The organism is Paenibacillus sp. GM2FR (assembly GCF_002803325.1).
Classification (GTDB): Bacteria; Bacillota; Bacilli; order Paenibacillales; family Paenibacillaceae; genus Paenibacillus_AQ; species Paenibacillus_AQ lautus.
Map to the genome: position 1 here is coordinate 3,684,736 of NZ_MKZM01000008.1, position 24,386 is coordinate 3,709,121.

General features: G+C 51.1%; 16 protein-coding genes. 3 read left to right on the top strand and 13 right to left on the bottom strand.

The features are described 5' to 3' along the window. Positions 1-142: 142 nt before the first annotated feature. From PAEVO_RS16735 to PAEVO_RS16775, 9 genes are all read right to left on the bottom strand, one after another. The gene (locus tag PAEVO_RS16735) at positions 143-1,843 is read right to left on the bottom strand and encodes an alpha-L-fucosidase (RefSeq protein WP_100538553.1); all 1,701 of its coding nucleotides are present in this window, start codon (positions 1,841-1,843) and stop codon (positions 143-145) included. A 10-nt stretch (positions 1,844-1,853) separates the two neighbouring features. After that, positions 1,854-2,732: a carbohydrate ABC transporter permease gene (locus tag PAEVO_RS16740; RefSeq protein ID WP_100538554.1), complete on the bottom strand. Its 879-nt coding sequence runs from the start codon at positions 2,730-2,732 to the stop codon at positions 1,854-1,856. 15 nt (positions 2,733-2,747) lie between these two features. Continuing rightward, a complete protein-coding gene (locus PAEVO_RS16745) occupies positions 2,748-3,695 on the bottom strand; it encodes an ABC transporter permease (protein WP_100538555.1) in 948 nt (315 codons plus the stop codon). Positions 3,696-3,775: 80 nt separating this feature from the next. Further along, positions 3,776-5,383: a type 2 periplasmic-binding domain-containing protein gene (locus PAEVO_RS16750; RefSeq protein WP_100538556.1), complete on the bottom strand. Its 1,608-nt coding sequence runs from the start codon at positions 5,381-5,383 to the stop codon at positions 3,776-3,778. Positions 5,384-5,616: 233 nt separating this feature from the next. Further along, on the bottom strand, positions 5,617-8,916 hold the full coding sequence (locus PAEVO_RS16755; protein WP_243390804.1) for a M60 family metallopeptidase: 3,300 nt from the start codon (positions 8,914-8,916) through the stop codon (positions 5,617-5,619). Positions 8,917-9,081: 165 nt separating this feature from the next. Beyond that, positions 9,082-9,651 (bottom strand): helix-turn-helix domain-containing protein, encoded by a 570-nt coding sequence (locus PAEVO_RS16760; RefSeq protein ID WP_100538557.1) that lies wholly within the window; start codon positions 9,649-9,651, stop codon positions 9,082-9,084. Between the two features lie 33 nt (positions 9,652-9,684). Further along, on the bottom strand, positions 9,685-10,653 hold the full coding sequence (locus PAEVO_RS16765; RefSeq protein ID WP_100538558.1) for an NAD-dependent epimerase/dehydratase family protein: 969 nt from the start codon (positions 10,651-10,653) through the stop codon (positions 9,685-9,687). Positions 10,654-10,669: 16 nt separating this feature from the next. Next, on the bottom strand, positions 10,670-11,860 hold the full coding sequence (locus PAEVO_RS16770) for a glycine C-acetyltransferase (protein ID WP_100538559.1): 1,191 nt from the start codon (positions 11,858-11,860) through the stop codon (positions 10,670-10,672). 165 nt (positions 11,861-12,025) lie between these two features. After that, on the bottom strand, positions 12,026-14,527 hold the full coding sequence (locus tag PAEVO_RS16775) for a M60 family metallopeptidase (protein ID WP_100538560.1): 2,502 nt from the start codon (positions 14,525-14,527) through the stop codon (positions 12,026-12,028). 198 nt (positions 14,528-14,725) lie between these two features. On the opposite strand from PAEVO_RS16775, the gene PAEVO_RS16780 reads away from it, so the two are divergent. Beyond that, positions 14,726-15,559 carry a helix-turn-helix transcriptional regulator gene (locus tag PAEVO_RS16780; protein ID WP_165789677.1) on the top strand — a complete coding sequence of 278 codons (834 nt, stop codon included), beginning with the start codon at positions 14,726-14,728 and terminating at the stop codon, positions 15,557-15,559. 257 nt (positions 15,560-15,816) lie between these two features. Here the strand turns inward: PAEVO_RS16780 and PAEVO_RS16785 are convergent, their stop codons facing one another. Then, positions 15,817-16,725, bottom strand: coding sequence for a LysR family transcriptional regulator (locus PAEVO_RS16785; RefSeq protein WP_100538562.1), 909 nt, complete (start codon positions 16,723-16,725; stop codon positions 15,817-15,819). A 183-nt stretch (positions 16,726-16,908) separates the two neighbouring features. Here PAEVO_RS16785 and PAEVO_RS16790 point away from each other — a divergent pair, with 183 nt between their 5' ends. Further along, on the top strand, positions 16,909-18,444 hold the full coding sequence (locus PAEVO_RS16790) for a methyl-accepting chemotaxis protein (protein WP_100538563.1): 1,536 nt from the start codon (positions 16,909-16,911) through the stop codon (positions 18,442-18,444). 86 nt (positions 18,445-18,530) lie between these two features. Here PAEVO_RS16790 and PAEVO_RS16795 read toward each other — a convergent pair whose 3' ends face one another. From PAEVO_RS16795 to uvrA, 3 genes are all read right to left on the bottom strand, one after another. Next, complete coding sequence (locus PAEVO_RS16795) at positions 18,531-18,920, bottom strand: tautomerase family protein (RefSeq protein ID WP_100538564.1); 390 nt, start codon at positions 18,918-18,920, stop codon at positions 18,531-18,533. Positions 18,921-19,017: 97 nt separating this feature from the next. Beyond that, positions 19,018-20,781 carry an ABC transporter ATP-binding protein gene (locus tag PAEVO_RS16800; RefSeq protein WP_100538565.1) on the bottom strand — a complete coding sequence of 588 codons (1,764 nt, stop codon included), beginning with the start codon at positions 20,779-20,781 and terminating at the stop codon, positions 19,018-19,020. 29 nt (positions 20,782-20,810) lie between these two features. After that, on the bottom strand, positions 20,811-23,312 hold the full coding sequence (gene uvrA / locus PAEVO_RS16805; protein ID WP_100538566.1) for an excinuclease ABC subunit UvrA: 2,502 nt from the start codon (positions 23,310-23,312) through the stop codon (positions 20,811-20,813). A gap of 317 nt (positions 23,313-23,629) precedes the next feature. On the opposite strand from uvrA, the gene PAEVO_RS16810 reads away from it, so the two are divergent. Beyond that, complete coding sequence (locus PAEVO_RS16810; RefSeq protein ID WP_100538567.1) at positions 23,630-24,256, top strand: CGNR zinc finger domain-containing protein; 627 nt, start codon at positions 23,630-23,632, stop codon at positions 24,254-24,256. Positions 24,257-24,386: the final 130 nt, after the last annotated feature.

Here is a 24,386-nt window from a genome sequence, read left to right on the forward strand (position 1 = left end):
CAAGAAAATGTATGGAAACCTATCATCTTGAATCCTTCGCCAAACTGCCTTCCTAACCCTTTAAAATCCGATCACAAAAGATAAGTGCAAACCTCCCGTTTGACGGCATACGTGAAGCCTATAGGCTGGGTACAGCAAGGTTCTACACCTGAACCAATCGCACCGAACGAAGCTTCACGGACGCCGCCTGCCAAATTTCCGGTCCGTTCGGCTTCGGCTTGGCAAGCTTCGTCGATAACGTCAACGCATAAGTGCCCGGTTGCTCAATCACGATGCGACCGATCGACGAGTGAACCTCGGTATACGGATGCTGACAGGATATGGAGTCGCTGACGACCACATCCTCTTTGGGAACGCAAGCTGCCGTCTGCCCTGCTGCCCGGACGGTAACTTCATGATCATATTCTTTTTCCCAGACGGCACCGGATTTTTTGAAATTAACGAGCACGACTTCAAACACGCCGGGCGATGCTGCCTTAAAGGTCCACCGGGCCTCGTTCATCCCGCTGCCTGTCGTTATTTCCGATAGTACCAAATCCAGTTTAATGGCGTCCTGTGCCTGTTGAATAAATCCCCGGTCTACCTCAAGCCCGCCTTCGACCTCCAATGCGACAACCGACACATAATCTTCCGGGGGAAGCTCCGGCAGCCGGATCCGCATCGCATAATGATCCGTTTCCAGATGATAGCTCTGCTCCACAGGGAGGCCACTGGCGTTCCCGTCCGCCAGCAGGTAAGCTTTTTTAACTTTGTTTTTCACTCCGTTCAATACCAGTTCTTCAGCAGGCCAATAGTGATTGAATACATGAAGGTAAACCATCTCCCCTTTCACCGTAACGGCCCCCCATTCCAGTTCATAGGGGAACGGGCTTGCACTGGTGCCGTATACCGCCCCTCCATTTCGCTCAAGCCAGGCACCCACTTCCTCCAGACGTTCAACCGACTTTGCCGGAATCACGCCTGTTTCTGTCGGACCGACATTGAGCAGCAGATTCCCGCCCTTGCTGACGATGTGCACCAGCTTGCGGATTAAAGCATCCGCCGATTTCCATACTTGATCCTTGGTGCTGTACCCCCACGATTGGTTAAGGGTCATCGGCGTTTCCCACTCCCTGGTTTCCTCGCCATGCATCGGGATTTCGTTATCTCCCTTGGATTGATAATCCCCGAAATCAGGCCAATGGCTCACCCTGCTGTTAATCAGGCATTCGGGCTGAAGCTCGCGGATCATGCTCACGATAGCTTCACTTTCCTTCTTCGACAATCCCCCGGACGTGTCGAACCAGAGCAGGCCGATTGGGCCGTATTCCGTCAGCAGCTCGCGTATTTGCCCCTTCGCTTTATGGTTCCAATAGCTGAAGAACGCTTTTTTCTCCAGCTCGTAGTCCCATAGATTGTTGTACGTGTCATGGATCGCGTGCGGATGATGCCAATCAATCACATGGGAATAATAAAAGCAGAGCCGGATTCCTTCCACCCTGCAGGCTTCGGATAATTCCTTCAAGGGATCTCGGCCGAATGGAGAAGCGTCGACGATATTAAACGGATCCGTCCGTGAATGGTACATGGCGAAACCGTCGTGATGCTTGGCCGTGATGACGATATATTTCATGCCGGCCCTTTTAGCGCAAGCCACCCATGCCTTGGCATCAAACTGTTCCGGATTGAATTCCGCAGCAAGTTTCTCGTATTCCTTGACCGGAATTTTGGAGAAGTACATGACCCACTCCCCTTGCCCCAGCAGAGAATAAACGCCCCAGTGGATGAACATGCCGAATTTGGCCTCCTTCCACCACTGCATCCGGTTCTTTCTTTCCAATGCGGTTTCCAATGAGTCCGTCATCGCTCTCCTCCTATTCCTTAATGGCGCCGATCAAAACGCCCTTGACGAAATATTTTTGCAAAAACGGATACAGCAGCAGAATGGGCAATGTCGATACGATAATCGTCGCATATTTAATTGTATCCGCGATAGCGATCCGGTCTCCCGAGGCTTCCGTCATCATGCTGTCGGTTGTATTGGTAATCAGGATTTCGCGCAGCACGAGCTGAAGCGGGAACAACTCCCGGTCCCTTAAGTAGATGAGCGCGCCGAAATACGAATTCCAGTGCCCCACGGCATACCATAAAACCATGACCGCGATGACGGGCATGGACAGTGGAATGATGATCCGGAACAGAATAATCAGATCGCTTGCACCGTCGATTTTCGCCGATTCCTCAAGACTTATCGGGACGGACTGAAAGGCGGTCCGCATAATGATCATATTAAACGTCCCGATCATCCCCGGGATAAGCATCGCCCAGATCGTGTTCAGCATCCCTAGATTATTGATCAGCAGATAAGTCGGAATCAGGCCGCCTCCGAAAAACATGGTGATGACGATCAGCATCATCAGCAGGTTTTTGAAGTACAAATTTCTGCGGGACAGCACATACGCGCCGATAGCGGTAGCCACCAGATTGATGACCGTGCCTACAACGACGTAGATCAGCGTGTTGCGGTAACCCGTCGTAATCATCGGATTTTCAAACACCGCCTTATAGGCGTCGAAATTGATATGGAGCGGCATCAACAGCAGCCCGCGGTGCTGGGCCAGGGAAGCGGGATCACTGACCGAAGCGAAGGCAACATATACGAATGGGTATAGGGTGACGAAACACAGGCTTATCATGATCAGCGCGTTGAAGCAGGTGAATATTTTTTCTCCGGCGGATAATTTGTTTGCCATGACCGACGCCCCTTTCTACCAAAGTTTATGTTCGCTGACCCGCTTGCTGATCGAGTTCGCCAGAACCAGCAAGATAAAGCTGACCACCGAGTTAAATAATCCGACGGCGGTCGTAAAGCCGTAATCCGTCTCCAGAACCCCTCTCCGGTATACAAAGGTCGAGATCACGTCCGCCGTTTCATAGGTAAGAGGGCTGTACATCAGCAGCACCTTCTCGCTGCCCACACTGAGCATGGAGCCCATATTGAGAATAAAAATGATGATGATGGTCGGCAGCATGCCCGGCAGCGTGATGTGCAGCATCTGCTTCCAGCGCCCTGCCCCGTCCATCTTGGCTGCCTCGTACAAGGTCGGATCGATGGTGGCGATCGCCGCCAGATAAATGATCGATCCCCAGCCCACGCCCTGCCAAATGCCGGAGCCGACATATAGGGGGCGGAACCAGCCCGCTTCACTCATGAACGGGATCGATTCTATACCGAAAAAGCCCAGGAGCTGATTAATCAAGCCGTCTCTTGCGAGAAAATCGAACATGATGCCGGTCACGACGACGATGGATACGAAATGCGGCAAATAGGATATCGTCTGGACCGTACGCTTAAACAGGCGGCTGCGGATTTCGTTCAGCAGCAAGGCCAGGATTATCGGTGCCGGAAACGCAAAGATGAGCTCGTAAACATTAATCAGCACAGTATTGCGCAGAAGGCGTTCGAAATAATAGCTGTCGAAGAAATTGCGGAAATGCTCAAAGCCAATCCACTGGCTTCCCCAAATGCCGTCAGCGATGCTGAAGTCTTTGAAAGCCATCAGCAGGCCGTACATGGGGCCGTAGTGGAAGACGGCATAGTACAGAATGACGGGTATCGCTAGTATGTAAACGAATTTGTTCCGTCTCAAATCTTTAACAATCGTTGACCATTTCCCTTTGCGATGCTCAAGGAGATAATCCTGCGCAGCAGACAATCGAATCCCTCCCTCCAAAAATAAATTGCACGCCAAGAGCGGCTGAGACAGAAAGAATGTTTCCGCCGCTCCAGGGCGATCTACCGTTGTCCGTAACGCTCCAAGGCTTTCTGCTGTATTTCAAGCGCTTCTTTCAGCCCCATGCCTTCAATCGTTTTAACGTACTTATCAAATTGATCCAAAGGCTCGGCACCCATAACGAACTTCAAATACATCTCGTCCTTGTATGTGTTGATATCCGTCATAATGGAGGCATAGCGGCTGCTCTCGGATTGGGTCGGCGTTGTGCGCGGCATTTTCTTCTCCATGGTCGGCTCGGCCCAGATGATCTTGGATTCCAGCTGATCCGGCTCGGTGGTATATTGTTCATCAAACCGAATATCGAGCATGAACGGTCCGCTGAAAGTGGCGCGGTTATGCTTGGACATGGACTGGATCAGCGGCAGCCCGGCCTTGTCGTTCAACACTTCCGGCTTAAACACCGGCTTGCCGTCCTCCATCGTGTAGCTGACGCCCTCTTTTCCGAAGTTGAACAACAGGGTGCCTTCCTCGGAATATCCGTAATCCAGCCACTTGACGGTTTCGATCGGGTTTTTGTTGCTGGTCGTTATCGCCGCCCCTACCCCGGTAAATGCGTGGTCTTTATAACCCCAAATCTGCTTGTCGCCTTTGTTCATCACAGGGTAAGGGGCTGCCACCAGCCTAAAGCTCGGATCCTTATCCTTCATCAGCGTTCCATACTTGCCGATCCCACTGCCTGTGTATAGAATGGCGGAACCGATCTGCCCGCCGGTGATCTTCGCCTCCAGCATTTTCGCATCGGTCGTGGCAAAGTCCGGATCAAGCAGTCCCTCCTTATACCACTGGTTCATGAGCATTAAAAACTCCTTGAATCTCGGATCCGTCGGACCGTATTTTACTTCCCCGTCTTCTTGGTAAAATCCGGCATTGATTCCCCATGCGCCGAGAAATGCTGTCGTTGTATCGACATCGCCCTTTGCCAGATACAGCGGAATCTCATCAGCCTCACCATTGCCGTTCGGATCCTGCTCCTTAAATGCTTTCAGCACGGCGTACCATTCATCGATGGTGGTTGGCATCGAAAGTCCAAGCTTATCAAGCCAATCCTGCCGGATCGTCGGTCCCAGAAATACCTTGAGCCTGTCGTCGGTGCGCAGGAAAGGGAACGCGTATATGCTGCCGTCATCGGTCATGATTTCTTTTTTCCATTCCGGATTATCCTCAAGCACCTTTTTAAAATTCGGGGCATATTGATCGATCAAATCGTTGAGTTTGATAATTTTGCCGTCCTTGATCGCCTTTTCCGGACCGCCAGGGTAACCGGCCCATGAATATTCGATGACATCCGGAAGCTTATCCGAGGTCATCATAAGGTTGAACTGCTCCGTAGCCTGCTGACCCTGCGGCGGATGCTGAAAATCCACCTTCACGCCGGTGACCTTCTCCAGTTCCTTATACGCCTCGATATCGTTATAACTCTTCATCGTGGCGGATACTTGACTGACCATCTGCACCCAATAACTTAATTGCGATAAAACCGGTGGGGATTCAGGATTTTCCTTCGCTACCGGTTGATCCTTGTCCGGGCCGCTGCAGCCGGCCGCCGTCATGACTGTGACGGCAGCGAGCAGAACGATCCAGAATGGCTTAAACCTGTTTAACTTCAATATCATTCGCCTCCCTTTTTATTCGCGTGCTGTGCGAACTTCTTGTTTGTTATGCACCTACTTTACAGATCCGTTTGGCGGTTGAACACTGCCGTGTTTTCTAATTGTGCAATACTTTCTTAAGCCGGTACATGGTCTAAATTTAATCTCGGACTGATTTTTTTAGTGATTGCATGGTCTTGAAAGATTTAAAGGGCGGCCGGAAAGGCCGCCCCTTGCATGAAGGTAAGCTGCTAGGAAACCTCGCTTCGGCTTCGAATGTAGGCTATGTCCCCAAGAAGAAGCTCCGCGAAGCCTGCATCGATATGCTTGCCCTGCTGTGCTTTGATGGCGTGCTCCAGCGAAGTCAGCGCATCTTCGGCGGCTTCGCTTCCGGCCGGGTGCTGCTGGAAATCCGCGATTTTGGCCAATAAGCTTTGGGAGATGCCATGGTTGTCGATCCAGCCCTTCTCTTCCCCTGCTCTCACGATATCGTCGAGCTGTTGCTGATCGACAACGACTTCGAATGGGTATTCGCGAGCCGTGATATTCCCGGCTGCATCTTCGGCCATAATCCGAAGAGTGTGCGGTCCGGCCGTTAGCGTTAACGGGTCTCTAACCAGCGTTTCTGCAGCTTCCTTGCCATCCAGTTCCACGATGACGCCGGATACACCGCTTAATGAGTCCGTGATTTGAGGTGAGATGGTGAACCGCTCGGTCTGGTATACGGACTGGGTCACGTTTGCCCTAATTTCCGGCCCGGTCCGGTCGATCTTCACCGTTTTGGAAGCCTCGTCGCTTGTCACGCCCGACATCGCGGCCGCCCGGGCATGTATCGTTGTCTCGCCTTCCGCTTCTACAAGTATGGGAGCCGTGTAATCCGTCCATTTGCCCTCGGATCCAATCTTGTACTGGCTTCGCATGCCCGCCGCTTCGGCTTCCGCTGTCATGGCAACGGTGAGCTTCACCGATTCACGGTTCCATTCGGCTTCCATGTCGGCCTTGATCTCGGGAGGAGCGTTCAGCGTATGCGTCTCCCGCAGCCGCCACACCTCCTGCGAAGGCATCGGGAGATTCAGGGCGTCAACGCGGGAACGAACTTCTTCTTTGGAATACGGCAGCGCCCATTTGTCAAAGAACTCCGTCAGATTCTCACCTGCGATGGTGGATGCCATGATCACAAACGTATCGATCTCCTCTTGGTTCGTCGCAGGCAGCTGCGATGCTGGCAGCTCCCGGTACGCCTTATGAAGCTCAGCGTAGAAATCCCACCCGTAAGCTAGCGACAGCTGACGGAACATCACGAGATAACCGAAGAGATCCAGCTGGCCCGAGCTGCCGAACGACTTGTTTGGTATGTCGCTTTCGATATAATCAAATGCGCGGTCGTAGAAGTCCTTTCCTTCCGCGTTCCGAATCAATAAGTTGCTGCTGTTGCCGAATTTTTCTTGGACATATAAAGAATAAATATTAACGGTAATTTCGCCCGTTACGTTCCAGTTCCAAGCTCCTTGCTGATATTCGTGGCCGGTCTCGTGCCAGAAGCCCCATCCACCTTGCGTTACGCGGGATATGTCAACGGCATGACCCGCGGAAGGATCAATGTGGAACATGATGGGATAACCGGCATGCATATAACCCGCGCTAATCTGTCGATCCGCAACATAACGGAACGGAAGGTCTATACTCTTATGCGGCAGCGGTTGATTCGGGGAAAGCCCTGCAACTTCCTCTGTATAGTCCACGATCGCGTCCCACTTCTCCAGTAATTGCTGCGGATCTCCAAGCTGCCTGATATACTCTGACGGAAGCGTCAAGATCACTCTGCGTCCCTGCAGTTCGGCCCAGGGAGCAGGATAATCACGAACAGCGTTCTCCCATTGATCGGGAGAGGTCTCTCCAAGGATATAATACGGCGCTTGAACCCCGCCGCTGATTTCAATATTCGTCTCAACACCAGGCTGCGGCTTGGTCGGAATCAGGTAAATCAGACCGCCATACGGGCTGCGAATCCGATTTTCACCCGGAAGAAGCGATTTTCGCTGCGTTATGACCGGAGGTCTTTCCCATTCTGTTTTACTTGTCAAATTGTCCGTGTGTGCCCCAACCTGCACATCCAGATGCTGCGTGCCTTCAGGGACCTGAACCGTCACCCATTCCCCGGCCGGCGCGTATATCCCCGTGCTGATCCAATTCTTTGGAACCGTGCCTTGACGTAAATAGTCAAAGGTTGAATAATCAAAATTCACGTGAACCGATTGTCCCGTCACCCGCGGGGCGTCCGTCGGAACGGCTCCAGGAAATTGATCGGCATAAGGGGATTTGGGTGCCGTCAGATCATTGCCGATCCGCCCTAATTGAAAAGCTAACAATGCACTGGTATAGGGCGCTTTGGATCGATCCAGCGGAAACGTAAGCTGGGACTCCAAATCGCTGGCATCCTGCTCGATCACGGCATACAGCGGACTTTGAGGGGTGATGCTGCTGACGGTTCCACCGGTCACCGAAGCGATGACCTGCAGCTTCTTATCTGCGCCGGCGCCCGGCCGCCCGACGTTCACCTGATCTGGCAACAGCGTTCCTGCCTCAATCGCTTCAGCCTGCTCTAGCAGCTTTAGCGAGTGATAATTGGCGGATTGCTCTGGCGTCAATTTAGGCAAAGTTTCCGTTCGAGTCGATGCCGTATTGTTCATCAGACCAAGACCCATCCGGTTCAAAAGGCGCTGTACCGGGAAATCCTCACTGAGCCTGCCCGAGCGGCCCTGATATTCATTCCCGAGAAAGACATGCGGATACTGCTCCATCACCCATCCCTTTAAGGGGACTACGACATGACCACCCTGCGCGACGTAATCCTCGAGGACGTCGATCTCACTATCCTTCAGCGTGCCGTCAACATAAGCTACGGGGTAGCGGGACGGATCCAAATGCTCAGGCGTGAATTGCTCCAACCGGACCAGATCGATCGGCACATCGGTTTCGATGGTATAATTCTTCCACGTTGCCGACAACATGGGTAATCGGCCCTTGCCTTCCAATGCCTCCTGATAGGTCAACGTCTCGGAATCCTCGGTCAGCCACAGGAGGATGTTACGGGCCACCGTCTTCCGCTCATCGGTAATATCGGGGGTAAACTTGAAATAAGAATCGTCGCCTGCAACAACGACTTTGCCTTTTCCGTAACGGGCAGCCGCAAGAATTGGCGTCGTGTCGGGGTTGACCGCCAGAACGAAGGCTTGATCTCCGATGGCGGCAACCCCCCCGTTATACGTGGCCGATACCGTCGGATAACCGGACAAATCCTTGTAAATAACATCCAGATCCTGTTGGGTCGCCATATTCGCGGCCGTGTTTGAGTCTAATAAATGAACATCAGCCTGCTCTGTCATACCATTGGCCGCCATCAGTGTCGTTCCTGCTGGCGGAACGGCCACAAGCGCGCACGCAACTGCCAATAACAGCTTCAGCCACTTTTTGGTGTGGAAACCCATAGTCAACCGTTCAACTCCTTTGTCAATGATTTTGTAATCACAATGAGAAACGAATAATTTCAATTCCACCTCCCCCTGCGGCCTCTTCTCCCACGTCCTAAATATAAAACGGCCGCCCGGAACACCATACAGTCGATTTTTAAGATCGGGCTGTATTTTCTCCGGGCGGCACTAACTTTTCTTAATATTCGGTTGACGGTAATCAAACGGTATAACTGTTTCTAATGATCAGCCCCTGGCTGCGGCATCCGCATAGAAAATAATCGTGTAAAATTTCGTTGTCTCGTTGCCAGGGTTCACGTACCGATGGGGCCGGTTAGCCGAGAAATGCACGGAGCTTCCGGCAGGCACGGTGTAGCTTTCGTCTTCGCGCCAGAGCTCCAGCTCCCCCTGATGTACAAAAATATACTCCTCAACGCCATCATTATGAGCTTCAGATCCGTGATCGCAGCCCGGATCCATCATAACCATGTAGGACTCAAATTTAGTGCGCAGGTTGTAGGAGAACAAAGGGTATACCCGGTACGCGCCTTCGGCCTCGTGAAAAGGCTCCACGTCCTCCGGTGATACCACGGTTACTTCGGTTTCCGCCTCTTCGATGAGCGTGGTGAATGAAATGCCGAGGCCGCTAACGATGCGCCATAATACGGAGATCGTCGGGTTGGAATCCCCCCGCTCGATCTGTCCCAGCATGGCTTTGCTTACACCGGTCAACTCGGCTACGTTATCGAGGCTGAGGCCCCGTGATTTGCGGATGGCTTGCAGATTTCTCCCTACCTTTTTATGAATGGGTTCCAAGTGTAACCATATCCTCCTTCTGAAACTAAGCCGTTAACTGATCTTGCTCTGATCCGCTTGCGGCTTCTCCATAAGCTTTGACACCATATCATCGGTCATATGGTTCAAATCATATTGTACATCAAATCCCCATTCTTCGCGTGCTGCAGTTGCATCGATGGAATCCGGCCATTCATTCGCAATCGCTTGACGGACAGGATCCACGTTATAGTCGAGGCTGAAATCCGGTATGTGCCGGCGGATGCTGGCCGCAATCCCCTCAGGATCAACGCTCATTGCCGTGACATTAAAGGCATTACGGTGCTTCAGCTTGGACGGATCCGCTTCCATCAATGTCATGATGGCGGAAATCGCATCCGGCATGTACATCATATCAAGGTAGGTCCCTTTATCAATATAAGAAGTGTAGCTGCCATTGCGGATGGCGTCTACATACATCTCAACCGCATAATCTGTCGTTCCCCCGCCTGGAGGCGCGGAGTGGGAGATCAGCCCGGGAAAGCGCAATCCGCGGGTATCCACTCCGAATTTATGGTAATAGTAGTCACACAACAACTCACCGGAAACCTTACTGACTCCATACATCGTTAACGGGCGCTGCAGCGTGTCTTGCGGCGTTGCTCTTTTCGGGGTGTCCGCTCCGAATGCCGCGATGGAGCTCGGCGTAAAGAACTGGCAGGATAATGCCCGTGCCGTCTCGAGCGCGCTTAACAAACCGCCCATGTTCAGGTTCCACGCCAGGGCAGGATTGGATTCTGCCTTGGCGGACAACAGGGCTGCCAGGTGGATAATCGTATCCGCCCGGTGCTCTTTGGCCGCTTCGTGGAAAGCGTGGTGGTCGGTTACATCCAGTATTCTGAACGGTCCTGATTGCAACGTTTCATGCTGAATTTGGCGAATGTCCGTTGCGAGAACCGCTTCTTCGCCGTATATCTTCCGCAATTTTGCCACCAGGTCTGAGCCAATCTGACCGAGCGCACCGGTTACCATAATTCGTTTCATCACTTGTGCCCCCTTATTAGATCAGACCCAGCTCGCGTCCGATGGTTTCATATGCGGAAAGTGCGCGATCCAGCATCTCCTTCGTATGGATGGCGGTTGGCATATTCCGAACTCTTCCCGTGCCTTTTGGCACCGTCGGGAATACAATCGATTTGGCATACACGCCTTCTTCGTACAATCTGGTGCTGAATTTCTGGGTGGTAGCTTCATCTCCAATGATGCAAGGCGTAATCGGAGTTTCCGTACGGCCGACAGAATAGCCAAGATTTTTGAGCCCTTCCTGCAGGTATCTCGTGTTCTCCCACAGCTTCTCTTGAAGGTCCTTACTGTTCCGCAGGATGTCGATAGCCGTGATGCAAGCGGCTACGGTGCCTGGAGGCAGCGCCGTGGAGAACAGGAACGGTCGGCTGCGGACCTTGAGCCAATTCACCAGATCCTGGGATCCGGCAACATAACCGCCGACGGCTCCAACCGCCTTGGACAGCGTGCCGATCTGAATATCTACCCGCTCCGATAAACCGAAGTGCTTCACCGTACCCGCACCGTTTCCAAGTACACCCGATCCATGCGCGTCATCTACATAAGTGATCAAATCATAGGTTTCGGCAATCTCCACGATTTCGGGGAGCTTCGCAATATCGCCGTCCATCGAGAACACGCCGTCGGTAATAACCATAATTTTGTTATATAAACCGGATTCTCTCGCTTCTTTCGCTTTCGAACGCAAATCGTCCATGTCCGAATGGTTAAAACGAATAACCTTCGCCTTGGTCAATCGGCAGCCGTCAATAATGGACGCATGGTTTAATTCATCCGACAAAATCGCATCCCCGGCACCCATCACCGCCGAGATCGCCGCCATATTGCAATTGAAACCGGACTGATACGTCAGCACCGCTTCGGTTCCCTTGAACTGCGCAAGCTTCTCCTCAAGCTCTACATGAAGTGCAAGCGTTCCGTTGATGGAGCGAACAGCGCCGCTTCCGGTCCCGAAATCGGTCGTAGCCCGGATGGCCGCTTCTTTCAATCGCTCATCATTCGCCAGTCCGAGATAGTTGTTGGAAGATAAATTCACGAATTCACGACCCTGAATGGTAATAAGCGGGCCATTCGGACTTTCAAGAGGCTGGATGGTATTATAGAGCCCTTGCTGCTTGAGTTCCGTTAGATTATCCTGTAAGAAAGCGCTTAACGATTGACTGGACATATGAAATTCCTCCCGTGGATCCGAAGTATCTTAACGTACATATCATTTACCATTCCATTGTATGCAAAAAGTCACATGCATGCAATATCCTGCACAAAAATATGTTATATTGCATAAACAAAAAAGCCATGCTTCCTCAATCGAGAAAGCATGGCTTCTTCATGGTTATTCTCTTAACGTCCAAATATCGGTTTGCGGCTTAGGCAAATTCAATGAGGCAATCCTTGCTTTTCCGTCTTCCGTCAGACCTATTGCCCATTTGTCGAAAAATTCAGTCAGGTCCTCTCCAGCCGTTTGAGAAGCTATGACGGCAAAAGTATCGACCGTGCCTTGAATTTCATCGCGGGATAATTCGCGGTATTTCTCGAATATCCGGGTATAGAATTCCCAGCCGTAAGCAAGCTGAAGCTGCTTGAACATCACCAGTCTTTCATAATTGCCGATTTGACCGTATTTTTTTGCCGGATCATGACGTTCTACAAATTCGATTCCCCGGTCATAATAATTCTTGCCGTCATTCCCGATTTTCAATAGTTCGGAGGCATTCCCGTACTTCTCTTGGGTATAAAGTGAGAACAGGTTAACGGTCACTTCCCCGACATCGCTCCAGGTCCATGTCCGCTGCTGGTATTCATGCCCAAGTTCATGCCAGAATCCCCAAGCGCTTGTTTTTACATAATGGACATCCAGCAGGTTGGCCGCATAACTGAACGGCATCATGATCGGATATCCCGCATGCATTGCCCCCGATGAGATCTGTCCGTCGGCGACGTAACGGCGATTCAATTGATGAGCGGTATGCGGCATCGCCCTGTCCGGATCAAGACCTACCAGTTCATCATAACTGTCGTAGATTTCGTCCCAGGTCCGCATTAACTCCTCCGGGTCGGTTACTTGGCGAATCAAATCCGAGGGGAACGTCAGGATAATACGTTCGCCTTGAAGCTCCGCAAAAGGGACGGCAACCGGCCCGGTGCGAATGCTCTCCCATTCCTCAAGCGTAGTCTTGCCAAGCACGTAATACGGTGCTTCCGCCGCACCGCTGATCTTGACGGTTGCCCGGAAATCATCCTTCGCCTTTAGGGGAATGAGATATATGAAGCCACCATATGGGCTGTTAACTTGATGGATGCCCGGGGTCAGCTTCTGGTGGTTTACGATAAGCGGAACTCGTCCCCACTTGCCGGATCCTCTCAAATCGTCATCATGCGAACCGATTTGAACCGTTAAATGCTCCACGCCTTCCGGTACTTCAAGCGTAATCACTTTACCGGGGGGTGCATACAATCCGGTACTGATCCAGTTTTTCGACGGAAGGGCGTGCGTGTACATCGTATTGGGGAAATCAAAGTCGACCTCGACTTCCCGGTCGTTCACGATGACCGCTTCCTCCGAAACTACTCCCGGAAATGCGTCGGCATACGGAGATTTCTCGTTGGCCGGATCCAAGGTAAAATGACTGAAGCGGAAGTTATGCAGCGCATTCGTATAGGGCTGCTGAAATTTTTGGATCGGGAACACGGCGGGCGGCAGGCTGCCGGCCTCCGTATCTGCCCAAGCGTACAGCGGGGATTCGCTGGATAGTGTTTCGAGTGTCTCGTTTAGTATATGGTAGAGCCGCTCCTGTTTTTTGTTCGCAGGGGTGCCCGGCGGGCCGATATCGATTTGATCGTAAGTGATCGTTCCCTCTTCCACTTCCTTGCCTTGAGCAAGCCGTGTCTTGATATGATGTTTGTTGGCTTGCTCATAGGTCAATGCCGATTCGCCCACACTAGACTCCGAGCCTCGGTTCATCAGCGTCAGCCCGGCCCGGTTAAGCAGCTTTTGAATCGCAAAATCACGGCTCAGTCTGGCTCCCCTCAGATTACCGACCTGAAGCACGATTTCCTCAGGGGTATCACGCGTTATTCCCTCGATGCCGCTCAGGTTATCCGCCACGACAATGCCGCCGCCTGACCTTAGATATTGATCCAGCGCATCCAGATCCTTTTCCTTCATCGTTGGGTCTACATAGGCTGCCGCGTATTTTTGCGGATTCAGGTTTACGGAATCCCAACTGTCGATTTTCACCAATTCAATGGGCAAATCCGGGTTTACCGTAAGCCCGGCGGAGGTCGTTATCAATCGAACCTTCTTCCCAGATTTCTTCAATGCATCTTCATAGCGGTTCGTATAATCGTTTCCTTGACCTTGATTCGTGGTGGCATCTTCCGTCAGCCACCATAAAATATTCCGGGCCAGTTTACCGGCAGTATCACCCGCCGACTCAGTCAGATTGAAATACTCCTTGCTCCCCGCGACAACGATACGCCCTTTGCCGTAACGGGCTGCCGAAATCGTTGGAATATAATCGGGCACGTTGATATTGAATGCCGTATCCCCTACTGCAGCAACACCGCCGCCAGCGAAATATGGAATCGCTTGCAATTCCTTATAAAATATGCTGAAATCGTTCTTAAGTACGTCCAGTGGCGTTCCTGCCGACCAAGCGGAATCAGTCGCTCCGGATGATTCAATTTCGGGCATCCCGGCGGTATTTGCCATAGCAGGATCCGTCACCGTCCGTTTACTGATCTCCGCAGGTTCGGCAGATGCAATGGATGCGGTCATTAATAATATCGCGGACCCGATTACTGCGTATTTCTTAATCCGTTTCATCATCATCATTCCTTAACGATTCCTCCTCGATTTCCTTTGATATCCTGATGGAATGGCAGATCAGCCATAAGCTTTGAATTCATTTCCTCCCCCTTGATATGTCATGGAATGCGATTTCTCATTTAGCTTAATGAATGCCGCTCGGATTTGAAATGCATAAAAAACACATCAATGTATCCAAAATACACAACCGGTAGGGGGCAGCCAATGGATATTAACCACCTGAAGTTGATTCAGAACTACCTGGCTAACGCGAATCTTCGCTTATCCATTGCCAAGGTTGATAAAGTGTCCCAGAACTGGCGCTTCTTTAATATGAGGCCGTCCTATAACGCCCTTTATTTTATAAGGGAAGGGGAAGGCTGGATTAAGATCGACGAACAAGAATATCATCCCTCCCCCGGGCAAATCGTGCTCATGCCAGCCGGATCGGTTCATTCCATCTCTGTCGTGGGCGACAATACCTACAGGAAGTTCTGGTGCCATTTTACCGCCAAGGTGGACACGCTGAACTTGTTTCAGCTGATTCATCTTCCCCACGTGCTGGATGTGCCGGACGAGTCATATATGGAGCTGTTATTCAAGGAACTGATCGATGCCTATCGGAGCAGCGCCTGGACCGCCCCACTGCAAAGGAACGAAATACTGATGAAGCTTGTCCGACATTATCTTGACATCGTTCCCGAGGGCCAAATCTCGCTGTCCATGCTGCCCGATATGCAGAAGCTGAACACGGTATTCCAGTATATCGAGGAGCACATCAAAGATAACGTCAGCGTGGAACAGCTGGCAGGACTTATCCATTATAATCCCAACTATTTCATCCGCTTCTTCAAATCCAAAATGAAGATGACACCTGTGCAGTATATTATTAAAGTCAGGATCGAGAAGACAAAAGGTCTACTGATGACCACGGATTTGACGCTGGAGGAAATCGGGAGGAAGGTGGGAATGGAGGTCCATTATTTATGCCGGGTATTCAAGCAGTCCACCAACATGTCGCCGGGGGAATTCCGTAACCAGATCATGTCCAACCGCTAATAAAAATCCCCCTGAGCGGGTTATCGGAATCCTTTTCCGATACCTCCCAGGGGGGATATGAGGGATGACTATTTGATTACGAGTTCCAAATCTCAGGGGTCACCGTTCTTTTGGATGCATTCTCTACTGCTCTACTCATCTATGGTTCCTCCCCCTCACCGAAAAAAAATTTCTCTGTAAGAAAGGTATACCATACTGCTGTCGTTGTACAGTAACTCTTATAAACTATAGCTAACTATAGCTGGAAGCTATACCCATCAAAATCTGGTGGATATCGCTTCATGCAGCGCCTCGACATAAGCGGCAGCAAGCTTGGATAGGGTCGCATTCTTATGGCTGATCCATCCGACGTTGATTGTCTCATCGCATGCGAGCGGAACCGGAATAATCTCGTTCCCGTTCAGGTCAGCGCTCAGCACCCCGGTTGAAATCGTATAGCCATTCAGACCAATCAGCAGATTGAACAGGGTCGCGCGGTCATTGACACGGATGCTTTTTTTATGGGACAGCGTGCTGAGGATTTCCTCAGAGAAGTGGAACGAATTGTATTCCCCTTGCTCAAATGACAAATACGGATAATTCTGAAGCTCGTCAATGGTCACGATGGACTGCTTGGCCAACGGATTTTTGATGCTGATAAAAATATGCGGTCTGGCCGTAAACAAGCTGGTAAACTGCAGTCCTGCATCCTTCAACAGCTTGTTGATCACCTTGGCATTAAATTCATTGAGGTACAGAATGCCGATTTCGCTGCGCAGGGTCTTGACATCCTGGATGATTTCATAAGTCTTCGTCTCCCGCAATGCCAGCTCATATTCATCCTGTCCGTATTCCTGAACCAGCTTCACGAAGGCATTAACCGCAAAGGCATAGTGCTGTGTGGATACCGAAAAATGCTGCGGAGAAGGCTTCGCGTTCAGATAACGCCCCTCCAGTAGTTCGGCCTGCTCTACCACCTGTCGTGCATATCCTAGAAACTCCGCGCCCTCTTTGGACAATGATATGCCTTTGTTGGTCCGCTCGAATATCGTAATGCGGAGCTCCTCTTCCAGATCCTTGATCGCGTTGGACAGGCTGGGCTGAGAAATGAACAAGCGTTTGGCCGCCTCATTCATCGAGCCTCGATTGGCTACTTCAATGGCGTATTTCAGCTGCTGTAAGGTCAAGAATATCCCCCTCTTTAATTTTGAATTCAGATACCGATAAATAAATCGTATAGAACCATTTTTCATATTTTAAAATTATATATCTCGATTTGAAGGAAAACGCTAACTCCTGTCAAATACGGTAGGATATATCGAGGTTTTCATGTCATTATATCGAAAGATAAGGAGCGCGATAAACTTTTTATGCTGAAACAAAAGAACAAGCTTATGAATTCAGTCTCACTGGCCGTCATGGTTATTGCCGGCATCGTACATCTGCTCGCCCGGAAATTTCATCTGTTTGATCACACCATGCATGCACATGGCATGCTCACATCATCCGAGATGGAGAGTCAGTTCGGCCCTACATTGTATATGCTGCTTGCCCTCCCTATTGTTCTACTGGCAATAACTTTGGCCATCTATGCAAGACGTTCGGATCATCCGATGATTCCGTACTTACACACGCTCATCCTTACGCTTGGAAGCGTTTCGATGATTGCCGGCGCAGGCGGTCACGTCGAATTTCACTTTTCCATCTTTATGGTTGTTGCTGCATTATCCTATTATAAAGATATAAGACTTATCATATTGATGACGGCTATATTTGCCATACACCATTTGCTTGGCTATCTGGTCATTCCTGAACTTGTGTTCGGAACAACCAGTTACTCGCTCACCATGCTTCTCATACATGCCTTATTCCTGATCTTCACATCGGCAGCAACCAGCTGGCAAATTCTCAGCACACTGAAGATCGAAACATTATTAAAAGAGGAGCAGCATCAACAGCGTGCCGCGATCATTGAGGAGATCACATCGAAATTGTCGCAGACCTCCCTCCAATTGAATGACACGGCGCTGCAGCTAAGCAGTCAATCAGGGCACAGCACAGAGATCAGCAAGCATCTTGGCGGAGTTGTTCAGCAAGTAGCCGCCGGAGCACATCATCAGTTACATGTTATGAAAGCGAATACCGCCGCCATTGGCGATATTGCTGTAGGAATCCGGCATGTGGCAGCTTCGGCAACAGAAGCCGCAGCTGCATCCGAAGAATCCGCCAGACAAGCAGAGTTCGGCAGTCATATGATCGGTAATATCGTATCCGAGATCAGAAATACCGGTCAATCCGTCACTAGATCGCAAGAGGCGGTAAATACGTTAAACCACCATATTGCCCGGATCGGACATATATTGCAGGTGGTTCAAAGTATTGCAAGCCAGACGAATTTGCTGGCATTAAACGCTTCCATCGAGTCGGCAAGAGCCGGCGAGGCCGGTAGAGGGTTCGCGATTGTAGCGGGTGAAATCCGCAAGCTCGCCGAGCAATCCTCCGCCTCCGTTGAGGAAATCACGGAGCTGATCCGGACTATACATAGAGAAACCGCCGATCTGTTAGGCAGCATCGGCCAAGTGGACCACAACATGAACACCGGGTTGCAGGTTGTAGATCAGGCGAAGGCTTCATTCGAAGTAATCTATCATGCCGTAAAGCAGGTAGCGCTCCAAATGCAAGAAATCTCCGCATCCACACAGCAGTTAAATACGGGTTCCGACCAAATGAATCAGTCCATTCAAGAAATGACCCAGTTTACAAGTGAAACGGCGGAGCATACTCATGAAATCGTCGAAGCGTTCCGGGGACATTTTGAATCCATTAAGCAAGTCTCGGATGCAGCCGACATCATGACCAAGCTGGTTGCCGATTTAAATCTTATTATAGAACGTTTGAAGGAGTGAAAGTGGGGAGTCCTGCATTCTCCATAACCATAAAATGGGACAGTCGCTTGGACTGTCCCTTAAGCACTTCGCGCTTTCTGGATGCTCTAAATATTCACCTTATAACCCAGAGCTAATTCATCCCCGGGCAACCCCCGGATTCCCCAGTTATGCTGCGGTGTTTCAAATATCATAATCTCCACATCCTGCGGTGCGATATGCAGCGTATTCTGAATCCGTTCGAATAACAATCGAATCAGATGTTTCTTGGCCTCCACAGTACGACCTTCAAATACGCTGATCTCGATCACGGTGTAGCGATCCGTTCTGCCGTCAGGGAAGTGGAAATCCTCCCCGTTCATGGGAAAAAACCGATGGAATTTCTTATCCGCCGGAAGTTCAAATGCGTCTACCACGCACGAATGTATCACTTCCGACAGCTGCTCCTTCACCGGGTTCAGCTGCTCCCGGACGCCGTAAATTTTGATCTGCGCCATGCTCTGCTCATCTCCTCTAATCTCATCTAAACTAAAGGCTATGTCACTTTGTCGTTATATTCGTTTCAGGCAGTAAATAATCCTTCCCGCCCCGTACCTATTCCCCGGTCTGGAACTGCTTCTTCGCCCACTCGACATAGGATGGATGGTTACGGATCAATTCCTCATGCGTCCCGCTTCCCGTAATTTGTCCTTTTTCAAGCACAATGATCTGGTCCGCCTCGACGACGGTCGATAACCGGTGCGCGATGACCACGGTCGTACGCTCGACCATCAGATTGTTCAGCGCCTTCTGCACTTCATGCTCGGAGTCGCTGTCCAGGCTTGCCGTCGCTTCATCCAGAAGCAGGATGTCCGGCTTCCGAAGCAGCGCCCTTGCAATCGCCACCCGTTGACGCTGACCTCCGGATAACTGGATGCCTCGCTCCCCAACCTCCGTGTCATATCCTCTCGGCAAGGCCTCAATAAATCCTTCGGCATAGGCCAATTTCGCCGCTTCGGCAATTTCCTCGTCGGAGACCGGCTCCTCCCGTCCATAGACGATATTGTCCCGGATCGTTCCGGTCATCAGCGGGCTGTCCTGGGACACATATCCTAGCTTTCGCCGCCAGGACTCCAAAGTATAATCACGGATCGCTTCCGAGCCAAAGTAAATTTCCCCGCCGGATGGCGTGTAGAACCGCTCAATCAAGGAAAACACGGTGGTTTTGCCGCTGCCGCTGGGTCCTACCAGCGCGGTGACCTTCTTGGCAGGTATCGAAAAGGATACCTCGGACAGAATGGTCTCGCCTTCATGGTAAGCAAACGTCACCTCTTTAAATGCAACGTCCCGATGCCCTTCCGGTGCAGTACGCACCGCACGATCGTCGCTCTCCGGCTCATATTCGAGGATAAGCCGCAATCTCTCGGTTGCCGCCATCACCTTCTGGAGCTGGGAATAGAACGTGGCAAACTGGCTGAAAGGAAACATGATCTGGAACAGCAGCAGGATAAACGATACCAGCTCGCCTGCGCTAAGCGCGCCGGAAGAGACGCGAACGCCGCCGTATCCGATGATGACCACCAGCAGCACAACCATGACCATCGACATCAACGGAATCAGGACCGAGTTGATCCTGGCTTCCTTCATGCCAAAACGATACAGGCTGTCCATATCCTCGTACCCGCTTTTCTCCTCCCTCCGTTCTGCGTTGGAGGCTTTCACCAGGCGGATCTCGCCGATCACCTGGGTCAGCATGGCGGACAGCTGGGCCAGCTGTCCATACATACTGATGGAGATTTTGTACATTTTTCCGCCGATGGGCATTAATATGCCGAACCCGACCGGAACGGCAATCAGGATAATGAGGGTCATCCGCCAATCCAAGTAAAACAATATGGCAACCGCCCCCAAAACGGTCAATAGATTCGAACAAAAAGCGATCAGATGATCCGTGATCAGCGTCTTTACTTCATTCGTGTCGTTGGTCACACGGCTCATCGTCTCGGCCGAGCGATGCTTGTCGAAGAACGGAACCGGCAAGGCTAGCACCTTCGTCCAGAGCCGTTTCCGAATTTTGTTCACCGTCTGGTTCCCGACATAGGCAAGCATATAATACGAAAGTCCGCTGGCCACGGCTTCCAGCAGGAAGAGGACGGCCAGAAAGCCGACCATGCGAATATTAAACGCATCTGCGGCAAAATTATCGATGAGCTGGCCGGTGATGAGCGGGACGATAAGTCCCGTCACCGCCCCGACCAAACTTAATACGATCGCCAGAAAGAGCACCAGCTTCGGAATGCCCGAAGAACGCAGCAGCTTGATAAAATATCGAACCGTGGTTTTTGTTACCTTGCCTTTCTCATCTACGGCTTGCTCCATACAAACTTCCTCCCTTCTCGTTCAACCCGTCACATATAGATTTCTTTGATAAAGCGGCCGGTAAACGAGGCTTCCACTGCAGCCACTTCTTCGGGCGTTCCTGTCGCCACCAGGGATCCACCGGCTGCTCCCCCGCCAGGCCCGATATCGATGATCCAATCGGAATTCCAGATCAAATCCAGATTGTGTTCAACCAAAATCACAGTGTTCCCCGCGTCCACCAAGCGGTTCAACAGAACGAGCAGCTGCCGGACATCTCCCGGGTGAAGCCCGGTTGAAGGTTCATCCAGCAAATACAGCGTGTGATTCTTCGTTTTTTTGCTCAGTTCCTTGGCCAATTTAATCCGCTGCCCCTCACCGCCGGATAAAGTACTCACCGATTGCCCCCACTTCAAATACCCCAGTCCGACATCGCAGAGCAGTTGGGTCAATTCCATGATTTTCGGTCGATCCTCCAGAATCGACAGACTTTCCTCAATGGTCATATCCAAAATGTCGGAGATGGTGTAACCGTTATAGGTCACGCGCAGAACCTCTTCCTTAAACCGCTTGCCCTTGCAATCCGGACAACGTACTTCCAGCTCCGGAAGGAAGTGCATATGCACGGACACGACGCCAAGGCCTTGGCATGTCTCGCATCGCCCACCTTGCGTGTTAAAGGAAAAGTGCTTGGCCGTCAATTGACTTTCCTTGGCTTCCGGCAAGCTGGCGTACCAGTTTCTGATATGGGTGTAAACATCGGTATACGTAGCAATGTTGGAGCGCTGCATTCGGGATACCGGTGATTGGTCAACCGTAATCAGCTGCCCTACCGATTCCCAACCTGTGATGGCCTTGCAGCCGATTGGAGTTGATTGATCACTTCCGGATTCCGCCAGAAGATCAAACAAAAGTGTGGATTTACCAGATCCCGATACGCCTGTCACCGATATGAGACAGCCGAGCGGGAAAGACGTCGTGATATGTTTCAGATTTCTTAAATGTGCATCCTTGATCGTCAGCAGGCTTCCGTTTCCAGCCCTGCGCCGACTCGGTGCCGTGAGCTTCGTGTTATCCCGGAAGTAGGATCCGGTCACGGACTGGGGATTATGGATCAATTCCTCCAGCGTTCCTTGACCGACAACCGTACCGCCCATCGTTCCCGCACCCGGTCCGATATCAATGATATGGTCAGCGGCCCGCATCACTTCTTCGTCATGCTCGATGACGAGCACCGTGTTGCCCAAATCTCTCAGTTGTTTCAGAACCTGGATGAGTCCCCTGGTATCTTTGGGATGCAGTCCCGTTGTCGGTTCGTCCAAAATGTAAAGTACCCCCGTGAGGCCTGATCCCAGAATCGATGCGAGCCGAAGCCTCTGGGCTTCTCCGCCTGACATGGTGACGACCTGCCTCTCCATGGACATGTAACCCAATCCGACATCCATAATACGTTGTAGTCTGACGACGGAATCATGAATGAGCGGTTCCACAATCATTAATTGGTCCGCCGTCAGCTTCTTCAGCAGTGCCTCCATCCAGTTCAAGGCTTCCCCGATCGACCAGGCGTTGACTTCGTTAATGGAGACGCCCTCTATCCGGACGCGGCGGCTGTCCTCCTTGAGCTTCGTTCCGTGGCAGTCCGGACAGACATGCTCATGAAACAGGGAGGCTTCCCCGGACTCGCTCCCCTTCTCCCGGTACCTTCTCCATATTCCGGTAACTACACCCTCGTACTTGCCTTGTCCTACGGACTTCGGCGGCTTCATCTCAGGAAAATGCCGGCTGAACTGCTCGCTCTCAACGCCGAAATACAGGAGATCACGCTGAACCTCGTCATAATCCCGAAGCGGCATGAACTCATCGAATGCGAACCCGTAATACTTGGCTGCCGCTTTCAGAATGCTGGTGTTATAATCGGTAAGAGCGCTGTACCACGTTGCCACCCCGCCGTCTCTTAGGCTTAATTCCGGACGGAACACGGCACCCATGTTCAGACTCACCGTTTGACCGAGTCCGCTGCATGTTACGCATGCGCCTTCCGGCTTGTTAAAGGAAAAATGCGACATCGTCAATTTTTCGAGACCATGGCCGCATCGCCTACAATGAACCGTCTCGTGGGAATCGCTGATCTCTTCCTCATCCGCAAGTCCGTGATAGGCTTCTCCATCCACATGAGGTATCACCGTATCGCCACAGGACGGACAGGTACGTTCACCAAGCTTGGCAAACAGAATTCGAAGCAGCGTGTAGATATCCGTCACCGTTCCGATGGTGGATCTTGGATTCCGGTTCGTAATGTGCTGTCCCACGCTGATCGACGGGGAAAGTCCTTCAATCGAATCCACCTTCGGCTTGCTGACCGAGTCCGACACCATGCCCATGGATTCCATGTACTGCCGCTGGCACTCCCGCTGCAGTGTATCCATTGCGAGCGTCGACTTCCCGGAGCCGGACGGCCCTGTCATGACAACCAGTTTGTACTTCGGGATTTCAAGCGAAACATTCTTTAGGTTGTTCTCCCGGGCACCGCGAATCTTAATCGTTCCTTCCATTTCCAAACCTCCTAAAGTGTTGTGGAGCTGAGCTTCATTGAGAACCTTCACCATAAAACTCGCTTCGAATACTCTTTCATTTTGGAACCTTAGCTCCAATACTTCATTTTACAAACCCATCTTACAACATTGATGCAAGTACAAAATCCCAAACATAAAAAGGTTGATCTATCGCCGATTTCGATATCAAAAGCCGTCACGGAGCTTTAAGGTTTATGTATAATGTTTGGTGCCGTTTCATTTGTGTAAACACAGCATTGACTATATAATGGGCTACAAATAAGTACTTATCGTACGTTCTGAGGAGAGCGGTACCTATGCCGAAAAAAATCGCACCCGAATTTTATTTTATTGGCAACCATCCCGTACTGGATTTCGTCAATACCAAGATCGCTGTCAACGGTCAACCGCTGGATTTGCTGGATACATTCGATTCTTTACTGGATTGGATGGTGAAGGCGAACCTGCTGTCGGTGGTGGAACGCAACCTGCGCAAGGCGGTATATAACGGCAACGAGGAGGAAGCCGGAATCGTGGAAGCCGCCAGATTGCTACGCGACCACCTCTATCATCTGATTCAGCCGGGCAGTGTGAACGAGAGTTCAACAGAAGCTAGCCTGCAGTATGTCAATGGGCTGCTGAAGGAGCAAATCCTTCGCACAACGCTTGTGGCGGAAGGGAACGCGTACAGCCGCAAAAGCCGGATGCTTTTTCGCAAGCCGCTGGATCTGTTGACCCCGGTTGCCGCATCTGCCGTTGATTTTTTAACCACCCATGACCTGAAATTGGTGAAAAAATGCGAAAATCCGGCGTGTGTGCTTCGCTTTTACGACAATAGCAAAAATAGCACAAGGCGCTGGTGCAGCCCCAAAACATGCGGGAACCGCATGAAGGTCGCTGCCTATCTGGAGCGTCAGAAACAGCAGCAAACGAAGGAATCTTAGATAAATCATCTAAGATTCCTTTTTTAATACTCAAAACAACACTTTACAGGTTAATAATTAGGATATATAATACCATTAAATCGTTTATGATGGTTAATAAAATCACAGGGGGTGCTTTTTTCTTATCATT

Excerpts from the sequence above, each read along its gene's own strand:
- PAEVO_RS16780 (WP_165789677.1), top strand. The coding sequence starts at position 14,726 with ATGGATATTAACCACCTGAAGTTGATTCAGAACTACCTGGCTAACGCG.
- PAEVO_RS16775 (WP_100538560.1), bottom strand. The coding sequence starts at position 14,527 with ATGATGATGATGAAACGGATTAAGAAATACGCAGTAATCGGGTCCGCG.
- PAEVO_RS16765 (WP_100538558.1), bottom strand. The coding sequence starts at position 10,653 with ATGAAACGAATTATGGTAACCGGTGCGCTCGGTCAGATTGGCTCAGAC.
- PAEVO_RS16810 (WP_100538567.1), top strand. The coding sequence starts at position 23,630 with ATGCCGAAAAAAATCGCACCCGAATTTTATTTTATTGGCAACCATCCC.
- PAEVO_RS16795 (WP_100538564.1), bottom strand. The coding sequence starts at position 18,920 with ATGGCGCAGATCAAAATTTACGGCGTCCGGGAGCAGCTGAACCCGGTG.
- uvrA (WP_100538566.1), bottom strand. The coding sequence starts at position 23,312 with ATGGAAGGAACGATTAAGATTCGCGGTGCCCGGGAGAACAACCTAAAG.
- PAEVO_RS16740 (WP_100538554.1), bottom strand. The coding sequence starts at position 2,732 with ATGGCAAACAAATTATCCGCCGGAGAAAAAATATTCACCTGCTTCAAC.
- PAEVO_RS16800 (WP_100538565.1), bottom strand. The coding sequence starts at position 20,781 with ATGGAGCAAGCCGTAGATGAGAAAGGCAAGGTAACAAAAACCACGGTT.
- PAEVO_RS16735 (WP_100538553.1), bottom strand. The coding sequence starts at position 1,843 with ATGACGGACTCATTGGAAACCGCATTGGAAAGAAAGAACCGGATGCAG.
- PAEVO_RS16790 (WP_100538563.1), top strand. The coding sequence starts at position 16,909 with ATGCTGAAACAAAAGAACAAGCTTATGAATTCAGTCTCACTGGCCGTC.
- PAEVO_RS16770 (WP_100538559.1), bottom strand. The coding sequence starts at position 11,860 with ATGTCCAGTCAATCGTTAAGCGCTTTCTTACAGGATAATCTAACGGAA.